The sequence below is a fragment of the Paracoccus sp. N5 genome, assembly GCF_000371965.1.
Classification (GTDB): domain Bacteria; phylum Pseudomonadota; class Alphaproteobacteria; order Rhodobacterales; family Rhodobacteraceae; genus Paracoccus.
The window spans coordinates 272,520-287,389 of the sequence record NZ_AQUO01000003.1; the positions used below are offsets into that span (position 1 = coordinate 272,520).

At 67.8% G+C, this 14,870-nt stretch carries 12 protein-coding genes; 5 read left to right on the plus strand and 7 right to left on the minus strand.

Going from position 1 to position 14,870, the window contains the following annotated elements; translation table 11 throughout:
- Positions 1 to 110: 110 nt before the first annotated feature.
- Complete coding sequence (gene purU / locus PARN5_RS0120620) at positions 111 to 995, plus strand: formyltetrahydrofolate deformylase (protein WP_018001668.1); 885 nt, start codon at positions 111 to 113, stop codon at positions 993 to 995.
- A 107-nt stretch (positions 996 to 1,102) separates the two neighbouring features.
- Positions 1,103 to 1,747 (plus strand): XRE family transcriptional regulator, encoded by a 645-nt coding sequence (locus tag PARN5_RS0120625; RefSeq protein WP_018001669.1) that lies wholly within the window; start codon positions 1,103 to 1,105, stop codon positions 1,745 to 1,747.
- 28 nt (positions 1,748 to 1,775) lie between these two features.
- Here PARN5_RS0120625 and PARN5_RS0120630 read toward each other — a convergent pair whose 3' ends face one another.
- The 7 genes from PARN5_RS0120630 to PARN5_RS0120660 all read right to left on the minus strand — a co-directional run bounded on the left by PARN5_RS0120630 (position 1,776) and on the right by PARN5_RS0120660 (position 11,711).
- Positions 1,776 to 3,158 (minus strand): ammonium transporter, encoded by a 1,383-nt coding sequence (locus PARN5_RS0120630; RefSeq protein ID WP_036745175.1) that lies wholly within the window; start codon positions 3,156 to 3,158, stop codon positions 1,776 to 1,778.
- 246 nt (positions 3,159 to 3,404) lie between these two features.
- Entirely contained in the window at positions 3,405 to 4,697 is a 1,293-nt protein-coding gene (gene glyA, locus PARN5_RS0120635) for a serine hydroxymethyltransferase (protein WP_018001671.1), read from the minus strand.
- Positions 4,698 to 4,709: 12 nt separating this feature from the next.
- Positions 4,710 to 7,376 (minus strand): phosphoenolpyruvate carboxylase, encoded by a 2,667-nt coding sequence (locus PARN5_RS0120640; protein ID WP_018001672.1) that lies wholly within the window; start codon positions 7,374 to 7,376, stop codon positions 4,710 to 4,712.
- Positions 7,376 to 8,347, minus strand: a complete 972-nt coding sequence (locus PARN5_RS0120645) for a D-glycerate dehydrogenase (RefSeq protein WP_018001673.1) — start codon at positions 8,345 to 8,347, stop codon at positions 7,376 to 7,378. Before PARN5_RS0120645 ends, PARN5_RS0120640 begins: the two co-directional genes overlap by 1 nt.
- Before the next feature lie 11 nt (positions 8,348 to 8,358).
- Entirely contained in the window at positions 8,359 to 9,240 is an 882-nt protein-coding gene (sucD, locus tag PARN5_RS0120650) for a succinate--CoA ligase subunit alpha (protein ID WP_018001674.1), read from the minus strand.
- The gene (locus tag PARN5_RS0120655; protein ID WP_018001675.1) at positions 9,240 to 10,436 is read right to left on the minus strand and encodes a malate--CoA ligase subunit beta; all 1,197 of its coding nucleotides are present in this window, start codon (positions 10,434 to 10,436) and stop codon (positions 9,240 to 9,242) included. Before PARN5_RS0120655 ends, sucD begins: the two co-directional genes overlap by 1 nt.
- A gap of 27 nt (positions 10,437 to 10,463) precedes the next feature.
- Complete coding sequence (locus tag PARN5_RS0120660; protein WP_018001676.1) at positions 10,464 to 11,711, minus strand: aminotransferase class V-fold PLP-dependent enzyme; 1,248 nt, start codon at positions 11,709 to 11,711, stop codon at positions 10,464 to 10,466.
- 176 nt (positions 11,712 to 11,887) lie between these two features.
- On the opposite strand from PARN5_RS0120660, the gene PARN5_RS0120665 reads away from it, so the two are divergent.
- From PARN5_RS0120665 to PARN5_RS0120675, 3 genes are all read left to right on the plus strand, one after another.
- The gene (locus PARN5_RS0120665; protein WP_276269734.1) at positions 11,888 to 12,541 is read left to right on the plus strand and encodes a response regulator transcription factor; all 654 of its coding nucleotides are present in this window, start codon (positions 11,888 to 11,890) and stop codon (positions 12,539 to 12,541) included.
- 110 nt (positions 12,542 to 12,651) lie between these two features.
- Complete coding sequence (locus tag PARN5_RS0120670; RefSeq protein WP_018001678.1) at positions 12,652 to 13,626, plus strand: CoA ester lyase; 975 nt, start codon at positions 12,652 to 12,654, stop codon at positions 13,624 to 13,626.
- Entirely contained in the window at positions 13,623 to 14,870 is a 1,248-nt protein-coding gene (locus tag PARN5_RS0120675; protein ID WP_018001679.1) for a DUF4147 domain-containing protein, read from the plus strand. Before PARN5_RS0120670 ends, PARN5_RS0120675 begins: the two co-directional genes overlap by 4 nt.

Below are 14,870 nucleotides of genomic sequence, written 5' to 3' on the forward strand. Positions count from 1 at the left end.
GCTCTGCCCCCACGCGCCCGCGGCCCCAGGGTGGGGCCACGGGCGCGTTCCCCCGGGATATTTGCACAAGAAAGAAGCCGGGCCCCCGCCCGGGCACAGTGGAGAGCACGATGACCAAATACTGCCTGACCGTAGCCTGCCCGACGACGCGGGGCATCGTTGCCGCCATCTCGGGCTATCTTGCCGAGAAGGGCTGCAACATCACCGACTCGAGCCAGTTCGACGACATGGAGAACGACAAGTTCTTCATGCGCGTCAGCTTCCTGTCCGAGGAGGGCGTCGGCCTCGAGGAGCTGCGCGCCGATTTCGCCGAGACCGCCAAGGCCTTCGGCATGGTCTCCGCCTTCCATGACGAGGCCGAGAAGATGAAGGTCGTGATCATGGTCAGCCGCTTCGGCCACTGCCTGAACGACCTTCTGTATCGCTGGCGCATCGGCGCGCTGCCGATCGAGATCGTGGCGGTGATCTCGAACCACATGGACTATCAGAAGGTGGTGGTGAACCACGACATCCCCTTCCACTGCATCAAGGTCACCAAGGAGAACAAGCCGCAGGCCGAGGCCGAGCAGATGCGCATCGTGCGCGATTCGGGCGCCGAGCTGATCGTGCTGGCGCGCTACATGCAGGTCCTGTCGGACGAGATGTGCAAGGCGATGTCGGGCCGGATCATCAACATCCACCACTCGTTCCTGCCCTCGTTCAAGGGCGCCAATCCCTACAAGCAGGCCTTCGAGCGCGGCGTGAAGCTGATCGGCGCCACCTCGCATTACGTGACCGCCGACCTCGACGAGGGCCCGATCATCGAGCAGGACATTATCCGCGTCACCCATGCCCAGTCGCCCGACGACTATGTCTCGCTGGGCCGCGACGTCGAAAGCCAGGTCCTGGCCCGCGCCATCCACGCCCATATCCACCGCCGCGTCTTCCTCAATGGCAACAAGACCGTCGTCTTCCCGCCATCCCCGGGTTCCTATGCCTCCGAGCGAATGGGGTGAAAAGCGACAAATCCGGCACAGGAAGCGGCCAAGGCTCTGCCGAGGATTGTAATCCGTCGCAATCCTCAGCAGACTTCTTTCCTCTGAGGAAAGGAGGCCGAGCCGACATGGCCAGGAAATCGGTCAGCCAGATGAAACTGTCGCAGGATCCGCATGCCCTGCGCGACAGTTCCGAACGCAACCTCGAGGTCGCCATCGGCCGCGCCGTGCGCGAGCTGCGCAAGCGCCAGCGCATGACCGGGGCCGATCTGGCGATGCAGACCGGCCTGTCGGTCGGCATGTTGTCCAAGATCGAGAACGGGGTGATCTCGTCCTCGCTGGGCACCCTGCAGGCGTTGGCGAATGCCCTGCGGGTGCCGCTGATCCAGCTGTTCCAGGGCTATGCCGAGCCGCGCGGCGCCATGCATGTGAAATCCGGCCAGGGCGTCGAGATCGAGCGCGCCGGCACCCGGTCCGGGCACCAGTATCACCTGCTGGGCCATATCGGCTCGAACAATTCCGGCGTGGTGGTCGAGCCCTACATGATCGTGCTGACCACCGAGAGCGACCGCTTCCCGACCTTCCAGCACGAAGGGATCGAGCTGCTCTACATGCTGGAAGGCATCGTCGGCTATCGCCATGGCGAGCAGGTCTATCGGCTGGAGCCGGGCGACACGCTGCTGTTCGACGCCGATGCGCCGCATGGGCCGATCGAGCTGATCGAGCTGCCGGCGAAATACCTGTCGATCATCACCTATCCGCAAAGCAAATAGGGCCGGGCGTCGTGCCCGGCCCGGTGGATCAGCTGCGGGCCGGCGCCAGGGCGGGCGCGGCGGCCGGGCTGCCCGGCTGCGCGGCGATGGCTGCCCCGGCATAGGTGCCATCGCCCAGCCGGTAGCCGACCTCGCCATGCTCGGCAGTGTCGAGCCCGTCGAACTCGGCTTCCTCGTCGACGCGCAACCCGACCAGGGCGCCCGCGATCTTCAGCGCGATCCAGGTCGTCAACAGCGAGACCAGGATGGAAAAGCCCATGATCGCCAGTTGCGGCACCATCTGGGTCATCAGCGTGCGGCCCTCGGGGTAGCCGAGGCCGCCCAGCACCGGCGCGGCGAAGATCACCGTCAGCACGCCGCCGACCGCGGCGCCGACGCCGTGCACGCCGAAGACGTCGAAACTGTCGTCATAGCCGAAGCGGCGCTTGACCACCTCGACGGCAAAGACGCAGACCGGCGCGGTCAGGAAGCCCACGGCCACCGCGCCGGCCGGACCGACGAAGCCGCAGGCCGGGGTGATCGCCACCAGCCCGCCGATGGCGCCGGAGAGCAGGCCGAAGGTGCTGGCCCGGCCGCGATGCAGCCATTCCGCCGCCATCCAGCCAAGCGCGCCGCCGGCGCCGCCCAGCATGGTGTTCAGCATCACCAGCGCCGAAAAGCCGTTCGCCGCCAGCGCGCACCCGCCGCAGAAGGCCAGCCAGCCGACCCAGAGCATGGCGCCCCCGGTATAGGTCATAGTCATGTTGTGCGGCGCCATCATCGTGCTGCCGTAACCCTTGCGCGGTCCGACGACCAAAGCGCAGACCAGCGCCGCCATGCCCGCGTTCAGATGCACGACATTGCCGCCGGCGAAATCCTGCACGCCGATGCCGAAGACCCAGCCGCCGCCCCAGGCCATATGCGCCATGGGGACATAGTTGATGGTCAGCCAGACCGCCATGAAGATCAGCACGGCGGCGAATTTCATCCGCTCGGCAAAGGCGCCGACGATGATCGGCGGCGTGATCGCCGCGAACATCAGCATGAAGAGCACATAAAGATATTCGGGGATCGTGCCGACCATGCTGTCCTGGGTGACGCCGGACAGGAAGAATTTCGAGGTGCCGCCGATCAGCGCGTTCAGCGGCCCTTCGGCGAAGCTCAGCGAATAACCATAGGCAATCCACAAGACCGCGATCAGCGCGACCGAGGCGAAGATATGCGTCAGCACCGAAAGCACGTTCTTCGATCGCGCCATGCCGGCATAGAACAGCCCGAGCCCGGGCAGCATCATCAGCATCACGATCAGCGCGCAGGTGGCGACGAAGGCGGTATCCCCGGCGCTGAGCACGGGTTCGGCCTCTTGCGCCTGCGCAAGGGCGGGCAGCAGGGCCGCGGCCAGTCCGGCCGGCAAGGCTTTCTTCAATCTCATGGCGATACCCATCATGGCAAGGTGAACGGGTCCATGATGGGCGGGCGGGGCACAAAGGAAAGTTTCTTGGCGATAAATTTCCGATCCTGGAAAGAATATCGCCGGATTGCCGCGCCCATGGTCATCCTGCCCGATCCCGCGCCAGAATGCTGACGCGGTCCCGCCAACGCAAACGCGGCGGCCGGGCCGTTTGCCCTGCCGCCGCGCCGGTTGGCCCGCGCGGGGGACCGCCCCCGCGCGATGTCCTCACATGCCCTTGTAGAGCGGGAATTTCGCGCAAAGCGCCTCGACCTCGGCCTTGACGCGGGCCTCGACCTCGGCATTGCCGGCCTCGCCGTTCGAGGCCAGCCCGTCCACCACCTCGACGATCCAGCGCGCGATCTGGCGGAACTCCGCCTCGCCGAAGCCGCGCGTGGTGCCGGCCGGCGCGCCCAGGCGCACGCCCGAGGTCACGAAGGGCTTTTCGGGGTCGAAGGGCACGCCGTTCTTGTTGCAGGTGATATGCGCCCGACCCAGCGCCGCCTCGGTCGCCTTGCCGGTCACGCCCTTGGGGCGCAGGTCCGCCAGGCACAGGTGGTTGTCGGTGCCGCCCGAGACGATGTCGATGCCGCCCTTCATCAGCTCGTCGGCCATGGCCTGGGCGTTCTTCACCACCTGGGCCGCGTAATCCTTGAAGCCCGGGCGCAGCGCCTCGCCGAAGGCCACCGCCTTGGCGGCGATGACATGCATCAGCGGGCCGCCCTGCAGGCCGGGGAACACCGCCGAGTTGATCTTCTTGGCGATCTCGGCATCGTTGGTCAGCACCATGCCGCCGCGCGGGCCGCGCAGGGATTTATGCGTCGTCGTGGTCACGACATGGGCATGCGGCAAGGGCGAGGGATGCTGGCCGCCCGCGACGAGACCGGCGATATGGGCCATGTCGACCATCAGATAGGCCCCGACCTCGTCGGCGATCTTGCGGAACTCGGCCCAGTCCCAGATGCGGGAATAGGCGGTGCCGCCGGCGACGATCAGCTTGGGCTTGTGCTCATGCGCCTTCTTGCGCACGTCCTCCATGTCCAGAAGCTGGTCCTGCTGGCGCACGCCGTAGCTGACGACGTTGAACCATTTGCCGGACATATTGACCGGCGAGCCATGCGTCAGGTGGCCGCCCGAATTCAGGTCGAGGCCCATGAAGGTGTCGCCCGGGCTGAGCAGCGCCAGGAACACGGCCTGGTTCATCTGCGACCCCGAGTTCGGCTGGACATTGGCGAAGCCGCAGCCGAAGAGCTGCTTGGCGCGCTCGATCGCCAGCTCCTCGACGATGTCGACATATTGGCAGCCGCCGTAATAGCGCTTGCCCGGATAGCCCTCGGCATATTTGTTGGTCAGGACCGAGCCCTGCGCCTCGAGCACCGCCTTCGAGACGATGTTCTCGGACGCGATCAGCTCGATCTCGTCGCGCTGGCGGCCAAGCTCCTGACGGATCGCCCCGAAGACCGCAGGGTCGCGGGTCGAAAGCGGCTCGGTGAAAAAGCCCGAAGGGATCTGTTCGTTCATGCTGTCTGCTCCTTATCCAGTCCAGCCCAGAGCGGCGGAAATGCAATTCATCGTCTGCATCAGCGCGACCGGCAAGCCTGGCCCGGTCTGGTCGCGGTTCTTGCGCAGCAGCGCGACCTGAAGGTCGTGCACCCGGTCCAGATCGGCGCGCACCCGGCCGAAGCGCGCCGACATATTCGGGAAGCGCGCCCCGATCTCGGTGCCGCCGTTCAGGAAGGTCACCGCCGCGCGGCTGTCGTCATATTCCTGGCGGATGCGGCCGAAGATGTCCTCGCCCACCGCATCCTCGGCGACCAGCGCCCGGTATTTCGCCGCCACCGCCATGTCGGCATGGAACAGCGACTTTTCCGTCTCGTCCACGATCAGCCGGAACACCCGCGATTCGCGGACCATGCGCAACAGCAGCTTGTCGCCCTCGGCGCGGTGGAAGCGCCGGAAGGTGGCGATGGCCGAGCCGAAGCCATACCAGCCGGAAATCAGGTGGCGGTTCTGCGACCAGGCAAAGACCCAGGGGATGGCCCGCAGGTCGTCGAGGCTTTGCGCGCCGAAGCGCCGGGCCGGGCGCGAGCCCATCTTGAGCATGGCCAGTTCTTCGACCGGGCTCGACTGGTTGAAATAGTCGATGAAGCCCGGCCGGTGCAGCAGCCCGCGATAGGCGGTGCAGCTAAGGTCCGACAGCGCCTCGAGCGTGTCGTTGAACTCGGGCCGCACCGGCTCGACCGCACTTGCCAGCGACTGCGCCATGACCGACGAGGCCAAGAGCTCCAGCTCGTATTGCGCGGTGCCGCGGTTGGCGTATTTCGACGACACCACCTCGCCCTGTTCGGTGGTGCGCAGCCGGCCGTTCACCGTGCCGGCGGGCTGGGCGGCGATGGCGCGTTCGGTCGGCGCCTGGCCGCGGCTGACCGAGCCGCCGCGGCCGTGGAAGAACACCGGCATCAGCCCGTGCCCGGCCAGCACCCGCGCGATGCTGCGCTGCGCCTTTTCCAGCTCGCGGCTGGCGCAGAGGAAGCCGCCGTCCTTGTTGCTGTCGGAATAGCCCAGCATGATCTCGATGCGGCGGTCCTCGGTTTCCAGGCTGCGGCGGGCCAGCGGCACGCGCAGCAGATCGTCCAGGATCGCCGGCGCGGCACGCAGGTCGCCGATGGTCTCGAACAAGGGCACCACGCGCAGGTCCAGCCGTTCCGGGCCGAAGCCGGCATAGCGCGCCAGCAGGAACACGCCCAGCAGGTCGTCGCAGGAGCGGGTCATCGACAGGATGAACGGGCCGATGGCCAGCGGGTCGGCGCCGAAGCGGGTGACGCGCATCAGCTCCAGCAGGTCCAGAAGCTCGACCGTCTCGGCCGGCAGCGTCTCGCGCCGGGGGTTCGGCAGCCTGTCCTGCACGATCTCGGCCCGCAGCCGCGCCGACCATTCCGGCGTGCCGTAATCCGGCGCGCCCTCGCCCCAGAGCGCGGCCAGCGCCCGCGTCGTGACCGAGGAATTCTGCCGCACGTCCAGCGTGACGGTGCGGAAGCCGAAGATCTCGGCCTGCCAGCGCAGGGGCCGCACCAGCCGCTCGGCCAGCTGCCCGGCCTCGATCAGCTCCAGCGCGGTTTCGACGCGGCGCAGCTCGGCGATATAGTCGCGCAGATGGGCATAGGCCGGGCCGCTGCCCGAGGCGGTGGCCTCGATGCGGCGGGCGATGGCGCTGATCGCCTGGCGGAACAGCTCGCCGGGATTGCGGTGCTGCTGCCCTTCGGGCGGCGGGGCGGCGTCGATCACCGCCTGCAGCAGACCGAGCGCCTGGTCGGGCAGATGCGCGATGGCGCTGCTGATGCTGAGCTGGCGCGCGGCAAGCTCCAGCCCCTGCCGGCAGCGGTCCAGGGCCGCCGCGCGGCCGCGGTCGAGCGCGGTGCGGGTGGTCTCGGTCGTGACATGCGGGTTGCCGTCGCGGTCGCCGCCGATCCAGGAATGGAAGCGCAGCAGCGGCACCGGCCGGTCGGCGGGGTCGGCGCCATGGTCCTGCGCCGCGGCCTGCCGGAAGCGGCGCATGACGTTCGGCGCCGCATCGAACAGGCTGTCGCGAAAGAATTGCAGGCCCCATTCGATCTCGTCGAGCGGCGTCGGCCGCTGCCGGCGCAATTCGCCGGTCAGCCACAACAGGTCGATCTCGGCCTCGAGATCGGCGAAAAGATCGGCCCTTTCGCGCGGGGTCCAGCGGTCGGTCTCCAGCGTGACCAGCGCGCGATAGATGCGGCGGTGGATTTCCAGCACGGTGACGCGCTTCGCCTCGGTCGGATGCGCGGTCAGCGTCGGGCCGACGCAAAGCCCCTGCACATTGCGCCAGAAGGTCTCGGGCGCCATCTGCGGCCCTTGCGCCAGCACGCGGGCAAAGCTGCCCTTGACCGCGGCCGGGCCGTCGCCGGTCTCGACCATGCGGCGGGCGCGGGTCGCGACATTCTCGTCGATGATCTTCAGCAGCTGGAACCAGATGTTCAGCGCCTGAAGGCAGGCGGTCACGTCGCCGTCCTGCGGCAGCTCGGCCGACTCGCCCGACAGGAGCGGCAGGATGCCGGGCGCGCGGCGGGCGATGACATTGGTCCAGAGCGCGCGCAGCTCGGCCCGCAGCCGCCCGCCATAGGCGTCCTCGGTTTCGTCGGGGGGCAGGCTGCCGATCCGCTGAACCCCGCTTTGCATCAGTTCACCCTGTCGCGCGGTGCGCGTCCTGCGAAGAAGTCCTGAAGGTTGTCGAACACCCGGAAGCCCATCGCCTCGCGCGCCTCGCGGGTGGCGCTGCCCAGATGCGGCAGCATCACCAGCCGGTCGCTGTCCTTAAGCGCCGGGTTGATGTTCGGCTCGCCGTCGAACACGTCCAGCGCGGCGCCGCCAATGGATTCGAACCAAAGCGCATGCGACAGCGCCATCTCGTCGATCACCTCGCCGCGCGCAGTGTTGATGAGGAAGGCGTCGGGCCGCATCAGCCCCAGCCGGCGCGAGTTGATCAGGTGCCGGTTCGCCGCGCCGCCCGGACAATGCAGCGAGACGAAATCGCATTGCGGCAGCAATTCGTCGATGCTGGCGACCTGGGTGGCCTGGCATTGCGCCAGCACCTCGGGCGCGACCGGGCTGCGATTATAGGCCAGGATCTTCATGCCGAAGCCGTGATGCGCGCGCCGGGCCATTTCCTGGCCGATGCGGCCATAGCCGATGATGCCCAGCGTCTTGCCGGAAACCTTGGTGCCCACCAGATGCGTCGGCCGCCAGCCGGTCCATTGCCCGGCGCGCAGCTCGCGCTCGCCCTCGCCGGCGCGGCGCGCCACCATCAGCAGCAGCGTCATCGCCAGGTCGGCGGTGCATTCACTGAGCACGTCCGGGGTGTTGGTCACGACGATGCCGTGCCGGCCGACGCTGTCGAGGTCGATGTGGCTGTAGCCCACGCCGTAATTCGCCAGGATCCGCACCTGCGGCTTGTCGATGTCCAGCGCGGGCGCGCCCAGCTTGTCGGTGACGGTGGGCAGGATCGCGTCATAGTCCCGCATCGCCGCCCGGAAATCCTCGGGCGTGAGCGGCTTGTCGGCGGTGTTCAACCTGACGTCGAACGCCTCCGCCAGCCGCGCCTCGACCGCCGCGGGCCAGCGGCGCGTGACAAGAACCCGAGGTTTCGCCATGTCTGCCTCCGTTACTGCAGGACGCGGGCGATGGTCTGCCCGATCACGGCGGGGTTCTCCGCCATGGTGATGCCGGCCGCCGACAGGATTTCCACCTTTTCCGAGGCGCTTTCCCCGAAGGCCGAGATGATGGCGCCGGCATGGCCCATGGTGCGGCCCTTGGGCGCGGTCAGGCCGGCGATATAGGCCACCACCGGCTTCGTCACGTGCTCGCGGATGTAATCCGCGGCCTCGGCTTCCTGCGGCCCGCCGATCTCGCCGATCAGGCAGATGGCATGGGTGTCGTCGTCGTTCTGGAAATGCTCCAGCACGTCGCGGAAGGACGAGCCGTTGATCGGGTCGCCGCCGATGCCGACCGAGGTCGAGACCCCCAGCCCCAGCTCTTTCAGCTGCGCCGCCGCCTCATAGCCCAGCGTGCCCGAGCGGCCGATGATGCCGACATGGCCCTGCATGTAGATATGGCCCGGCATGATCCCCAGCATGGCCTTGCCGGGGCTGATGGTGCCGGCGCAGTTCGGGCCGGTCAGGATCATCCGGCGCTCTTTCGGATAGCGGTACATATAGCGCTTGACCCGGATCATGTCCTGGGCCGGGATGCCGTCGGTGATGCAGACGCAATACTGGATGCCGGCATCGGCCGCTTCCATGATGCTGTCGGCCGCGGCCGGCGGCGGCACGAAGACCAGCGAGGCCTGCGCGCCGGTCGCCTCGACCGCTTCCTTGACGGTGTTGAAGACCGGCACGCCCTCGCAGGTCTCGCCGCCCTTGCCGGGCACGACGCCGCCGACGACATTGGTGCCGTAGTCGATCATCTCCCTGGTATGGAAGCGGGCCATCTTGCCGGTGATGCCCTGAACGATGACGCGGGTTTCACGATCCAGAAAAATGCTCATCACACGGCCCTCAGGTTGGGGTTTTGCTTGGTGTCGGCGCGCCATGCGGCGACGGCGCGTTCGGCGGCTTCCATCAGCGTGGTGGCGCGGATCAGCGGCAGCCCGCTTTGCGCCAGGATCTTCTGGCCTTCCTCGACATTGGTGCCGGCCAGGCGCACCACGACCGGCACATCCACCGGCTCGTCGCGCAGCGCCTTGACGACGCCCTCGGCCACCCAGTCGCAGCGGTTGATGCCGGCGAAGATGTTGACCAGGATCGCCTGCACGTTCTTGTCCGACATCACCAGCCGGAACGCCTTGGCCACCCGTTCGGGCGTGGCGCCGCCGCCGATGTCGAGGAAGTTCGCAGGCTCGCCCCCGGCCAGCTTGATGGTGTCCATCGTCGCCATGGCCAGGCCGGCGCCGTTCACGATGCAGCCGATGTTGCCGTCCAGCCCGACATAGGACAGGCCGCGGTCGGCGGCGCGGGATTCGCGCGGGTCCTCTTGCGACTTGTCGCGCAGCTCGCTGATCTGCGGATGGCGGAACAGGGCGTTGTTGTCGAAGGTCATCTTGGCGTCCAGCGCCAGGATGCGGTCGTCCGAGGTCACCACCAGCGGGTTGATTTCCACCATGGTCGCATCGAGGTCGCGGAAAGCGCGATAGCAGCCCATCAGCGTGCGCACCATCTGCTGGACCAGCCCGGGCTTGATGCCAAGCGCGAAGGCGATCTCGCGGGCCTGGAATTCGCGCAGGCCGACGGCCGGCTCGATAGCGGCGCGGACGATGCTGTCGGGCTTCTCGGCCGAGATCTCCTCGATCTCCATGCCGCCCTCGCCCGAGGCGACGATCATCACGCGCTGGCTGGCGCGGTCCAGCACGAAGCCCAGATAGATCTCGCGCAGGATCGGCACGGCGGCCTCGACATAGACGCGGTAGATGCCCTTGCCCTCGGGGCCGGTCTGATGCGTCACCAGCTTCTGGCCGAACATATTCTCGGTCACGTCCTGGATCTCGGTGTCGCTGCTGCAGACCTTGACCCCGCCGGCCTTGCCGCGGCCGCCGGCATGGACCTGGGCCTTGACGACCCAGCGGTCGCCGCCCATCTCGCGCGCCCGATAAGCCGCCTGTTCCGGGCTATAGGCCAGCGCGCCGGTGGGAATGCCCACCCCGAACTTGCTGAGCAGTTCCTTGGCCTGATATTCGTGGATGTCCATCGTCTTCTCCCCTCCCCTGGGTGTCGCTTATTCGGCGGCGACGGCCGTATCGTAGTGACGCTGCAGGCCCGCGAGCACCGGGCCGGTGTCGATGCCGGCGCCCATGTCGTTCAGCGCCGCCGCAAAGCGGGTGACGATGTCGGTAATGGCGCGCTGGTTCAGCAGGTTCAGGATGCCGATGCGCACCTGCACGGGTTCCGAAAGCGTCGGCCAGATGCCGAAGCCCTTGGCGCGGCAGGCAGCCACCAGCTCGGCCTCGCGGCCCGCCAGGGCCGGCGGCAGGTTCAGCACCACCAGCGAGGTCATGTTCGACGTAACCTTGCAGCCCATCGCTGTCACCGCATCGCGCAGCGCCGCCTCGTGGAAGGCATAGGAGCGCGCCCGGCCGGCCACGCTCTGCTGCAGCAGGATGCGCAGCGCCTCGTGGAAGGCTGCAACGGCATAGGCGCTGTGGGTGCGGTGATAGGCGCCCTTTTCCACGTCCTTGCCGTCGATGATGCCCCAGTGCCGGGCCTCGAGGATCGGGTGATGCACGAAGGTGCGCGCGCCGGATTGCTTCAGGCTGTCGATATAGCGGTCGGTGAAGCTGACGGGCGCATAGGTCAGCGGCAGGCAGCAGATGCCCTTTTGCGGGCACGAGGCCCAGCCGGCGACGCCCGGATAATCGTCGATCGAGAAATCCTCGACCCCCAGCGACGACACGGCGTCCACGAGCCCCATCGCGCCATGCTTCTCGCAGGCATCGGAAAAGCCCTGGATGTCGTTGATGCGGCCCGAGCCGGTTTCCCAATGCGCCATCGCGGCCCATTTCGGCTTGTGCTCGGCCAGGGCCTTTTCGACGATCTCGCCGGTGACCGACTGGCCATGCGGCACGGTCACGACCACGACCGAGGCCGGTTTCGGGTCCAGCGGCGCCGCGGCCAGCTCTTCGGCCGTGGCGGCCTTCATGCGCAGCGTCAGCCCGTCGATGCCCGAGAAGGTGCCGTTAACGAAGGCCACCACCTTGTCGCCCGGCATCACCGCGCTGAACAGCGTGTCGAGCCCGCTCCAGCCGGTGCCGGCGACGCCGAAGGTGTAGATGTTCCGGGTCCCCATGACCTGGCGCAGCATCAGCTTGGCCTCGATCATGCCACGCAGCACGTCGGCCTGCATGTGGTCGGCCACGCCGGCACTGGCAAATCGTTGCAGCACCCGCGGATCGGTATTGCCCGGTCCCGGACCGGCTGCCAGCGTGTCGGGGATTTCCAGCTGCGGAAAGATCGTCGCGTCAGTCATGCGCAATTTCCTTCAGTTCAAGAATGTTGAATTGAAAGAAACATGCTCTGGACACCTGCCACAACGTAAGATTATGTTGCATGGAGGTATCCGTTCGGGTGGGGCAAAACCTACCCGAATGAATGGGGAGGAAGGAATTGGCCCAGCATTTGCCGCCGCAAGGCGCAAGCGCGGTCTTGGACAGGCCGATCCGCACCGTGCGCGGGGCGGAAACGGCGATTTCGGTGATTCTCGCCGACAGCAACCCGCTGGTCCTGTCCGCCATGTCCGAGGTGTTCGAACGCGACGCGCGCTTTTCGCTGCTGGCCACCTCGGCCACGGCCGAGGGCTTCCTGGCCACCACCCGCCGGGTGCCGGCCCGGGTCGGGATCATCGACTGGGATCTGCCCGAGATGGGCGGCGCCCGGCTGATGGAGCAGCTGCGCGAACAAGAGGCCGCGCCCCGCGTCATCGTCTATGCCCGCGAATCGAGCCAAGGCCATATCTCGGCCATGGGCGCCGGCGCCGCCGGCTTCGTCTCGCGCAACGGCCCGGTCGAGACCCTGCTCGAGACCTGCATCGCGGTGGCGGCCGGGCGGATGGTGTTCCCGTTCCTCGACGTGCGCGAATTGCAACGCAATCCGCTGCACTCGCTGTCGCGGCGCGAGACCGACATGCTGGCCGCCCTGGCCCGCGGCATGACCAACCGCGAGATGGCGCGCGAACTGGGCATCTCGCCCAATACGGTCAAGTTCCACCTATCGAACCTTTACGACAAGCTGTCGGTGAAAAGCCGTGCCCAGGCCATCGCGTTTTTCTATTCCCAACAGGGCGCGCGGCCGGGTGGCTGAGCCGCCGATCTAGAACTTTTCGCTTTGTCAGAAATTATATTTCTTGACAGTAAATAGAAATATTCTTTCCCTTTGCGCGAGTTTTACCCCCGCCAAGGAGGCATCCCGCCATGAGTTTCTTCCCGATCGACCCCGCCCCCGCCCGCCTGAACCGCAGTGAGCTTGCGGTTCCCGGCAGCCAGCCGAATATGTTTGAAAAGGCTGCGAAATCCGACGCCGACGTGGTGTTTCTCGACCTCGAGGACGCGGTGGCGCCGGATGAAAAACCGCAGGCGCGCAAGAACATCATCAAGGCCCTGAACGAGCTCGACTGGGGCAAGAAGACCATGTCGCTGCGAATCAACGGGCTCGACACGCATTACATGTATCGCGACGTCGTGGACGTGGTCGAACAGGCCGGCGAGCGGCTGGACCTGATCATGATCCCNAAGGTCGGCACCGCCGCCGATGTCTATGCCGTCGACATGCTGGTGACGCAAATCGAGGATGCCAGGGGCTATAAAAAGCGCATCGGCTTCGAGCATATCATCGANACCGCGCTCGGCATGCAGAACATCAACGAGATCGCCGCCGCCTCGAAGCGCAACGAGAGCCTGCATTTCGGCGTCGCCGATTACGCCGCCTCGACCCGNGCCCGCACCACCGTCATCGGCGGCGTGAACGAGCATTACTCGGTGCTGACCGACCCGCTGGCCGACGGCGCGCGCCAGATCCATTGGGGCGATATGTGGCATTACGCGCTGTCGCGCATGGTGGTCGCGGCGCGCGCCAACGGGCTGCGGCCGGTGGACGGGCCCTTCGGCGATTTCTCGGACCCCGACGGCTACAAGGCCGCCGCCTATCGCGCCGCGGTGCTGGGCTGCGAGGGCAAATGGGCCATCCACCCCAGCCAGATCGCGCTGGCCAACGACGTGATGAGCCCCTCGGCCGCCGAGGTGGACCGGGCACAGCGCATCCTCGACGCCATGGCCAAGGCCGAGGCCGAGGGCAAGGGCGCGGTCTCGCTGGACGGGCGGCTGATCGACTATGCCTCGATCCGCCAGGCCGAGGTGCTGGTCGCCAAGGCCAGGCAGATCGCAGCGTGAGCGTCGGCCTGACCGAGATGCGGACGATGGCGCAGCGGCTTTTCGCCGCTGCGGTCAGCGCCGCCGACCCGGCGCTGGCGGTGCGCCGGCATTTCCAGCGCCATCCCGACACCGGCGGCACCATCCTGGTCGCCGTCGGCAAGGCCGCGCCCGCCATGCTGGCCGAGGCGATGGCGCATCTGCCGGATGCGCGCGTCGCGCTGGCCGTCACGCATGAGGGGAACGAGACCGAAATCCCCGGCGCGCGGGTATTGACCGCCAGCCACCCGGTCCCGAACGAGGCCGGGCTGCGGGCGGGGCGCGAGATCCTGGCGGCGCTGGACGGCGCCGGCCCGGGCGACCGGGTGCTGGCGCTGATCTCGGGCGGCGGCTCGGCGCTGATCCCGGCACCGCGCGCGCCGCTGACGCTTGCGGACAAGCAGGCGGTGAATCGGCTGCTGCTGGCCAGCGGGCTCGACATCACCGCGATGAACCTGGTCCGCCAGCAGCTGTCCGAACTGAAGGGCGGCGGCTTCCTGCGCCATGCCGCGCCGGCGCCGGTGACCGGGCTGGTCCTGTCGGACGTGATCGGCAACGAGCTGGGCGCGGTCGCCTCGGGACCGACCTCGGCGCCGCTGGGCGACCGGGCGCAGGCGCGCAAGCTGTTGCAGGACAACGGAATCTGGGACCGCCTGCCCGATGCGGTGCGTCAGGTCCTGGACGCACCCGACAGCGCGACACCCCTGCCCGCGGCCGAGAATCACCTGATCGGCAGCAACGAGCAATCGCTGCATGCGATGCGGGACGTGGTGGCGCCGGGCTGGGTGGCGCGCATCGTCTCGGACCGGCTGGAGGGCGACGTGGCCGAGGCCGCGGCGCTGATCGTGCAGGCCGCGCGCGAGGCTCCGCCCGACCGCCCGACCGCGCTGATCTTCGGCGGCGAAACCACGGTGACCCTGCGCGGCAGCGGCAAGGGCGGGCGCAACCAGGAACTGGCGCTGCGCGTCGCCGAGGCCATGCAGGGCCAGCGCGGCGACTGGGTGTTCCTGAGCGGCGGCACCGACGGCCGCGACGGGCCCACCGATGCCGCCGGCGGCGTGGTCGATGGCGGCACCATGGCCCGGATCGCGGCGGCCGGCGCCAATGCGCAGGCGCTTCTGGCCAATAACGACAGCCATGCCGCGCTGGCCGCCGCCGGAGACCTGCTGCTGGCCGGCGCCACCGGCACCAATGTCGCCGATGTGCAGGTCATGCTGCTGAACTGA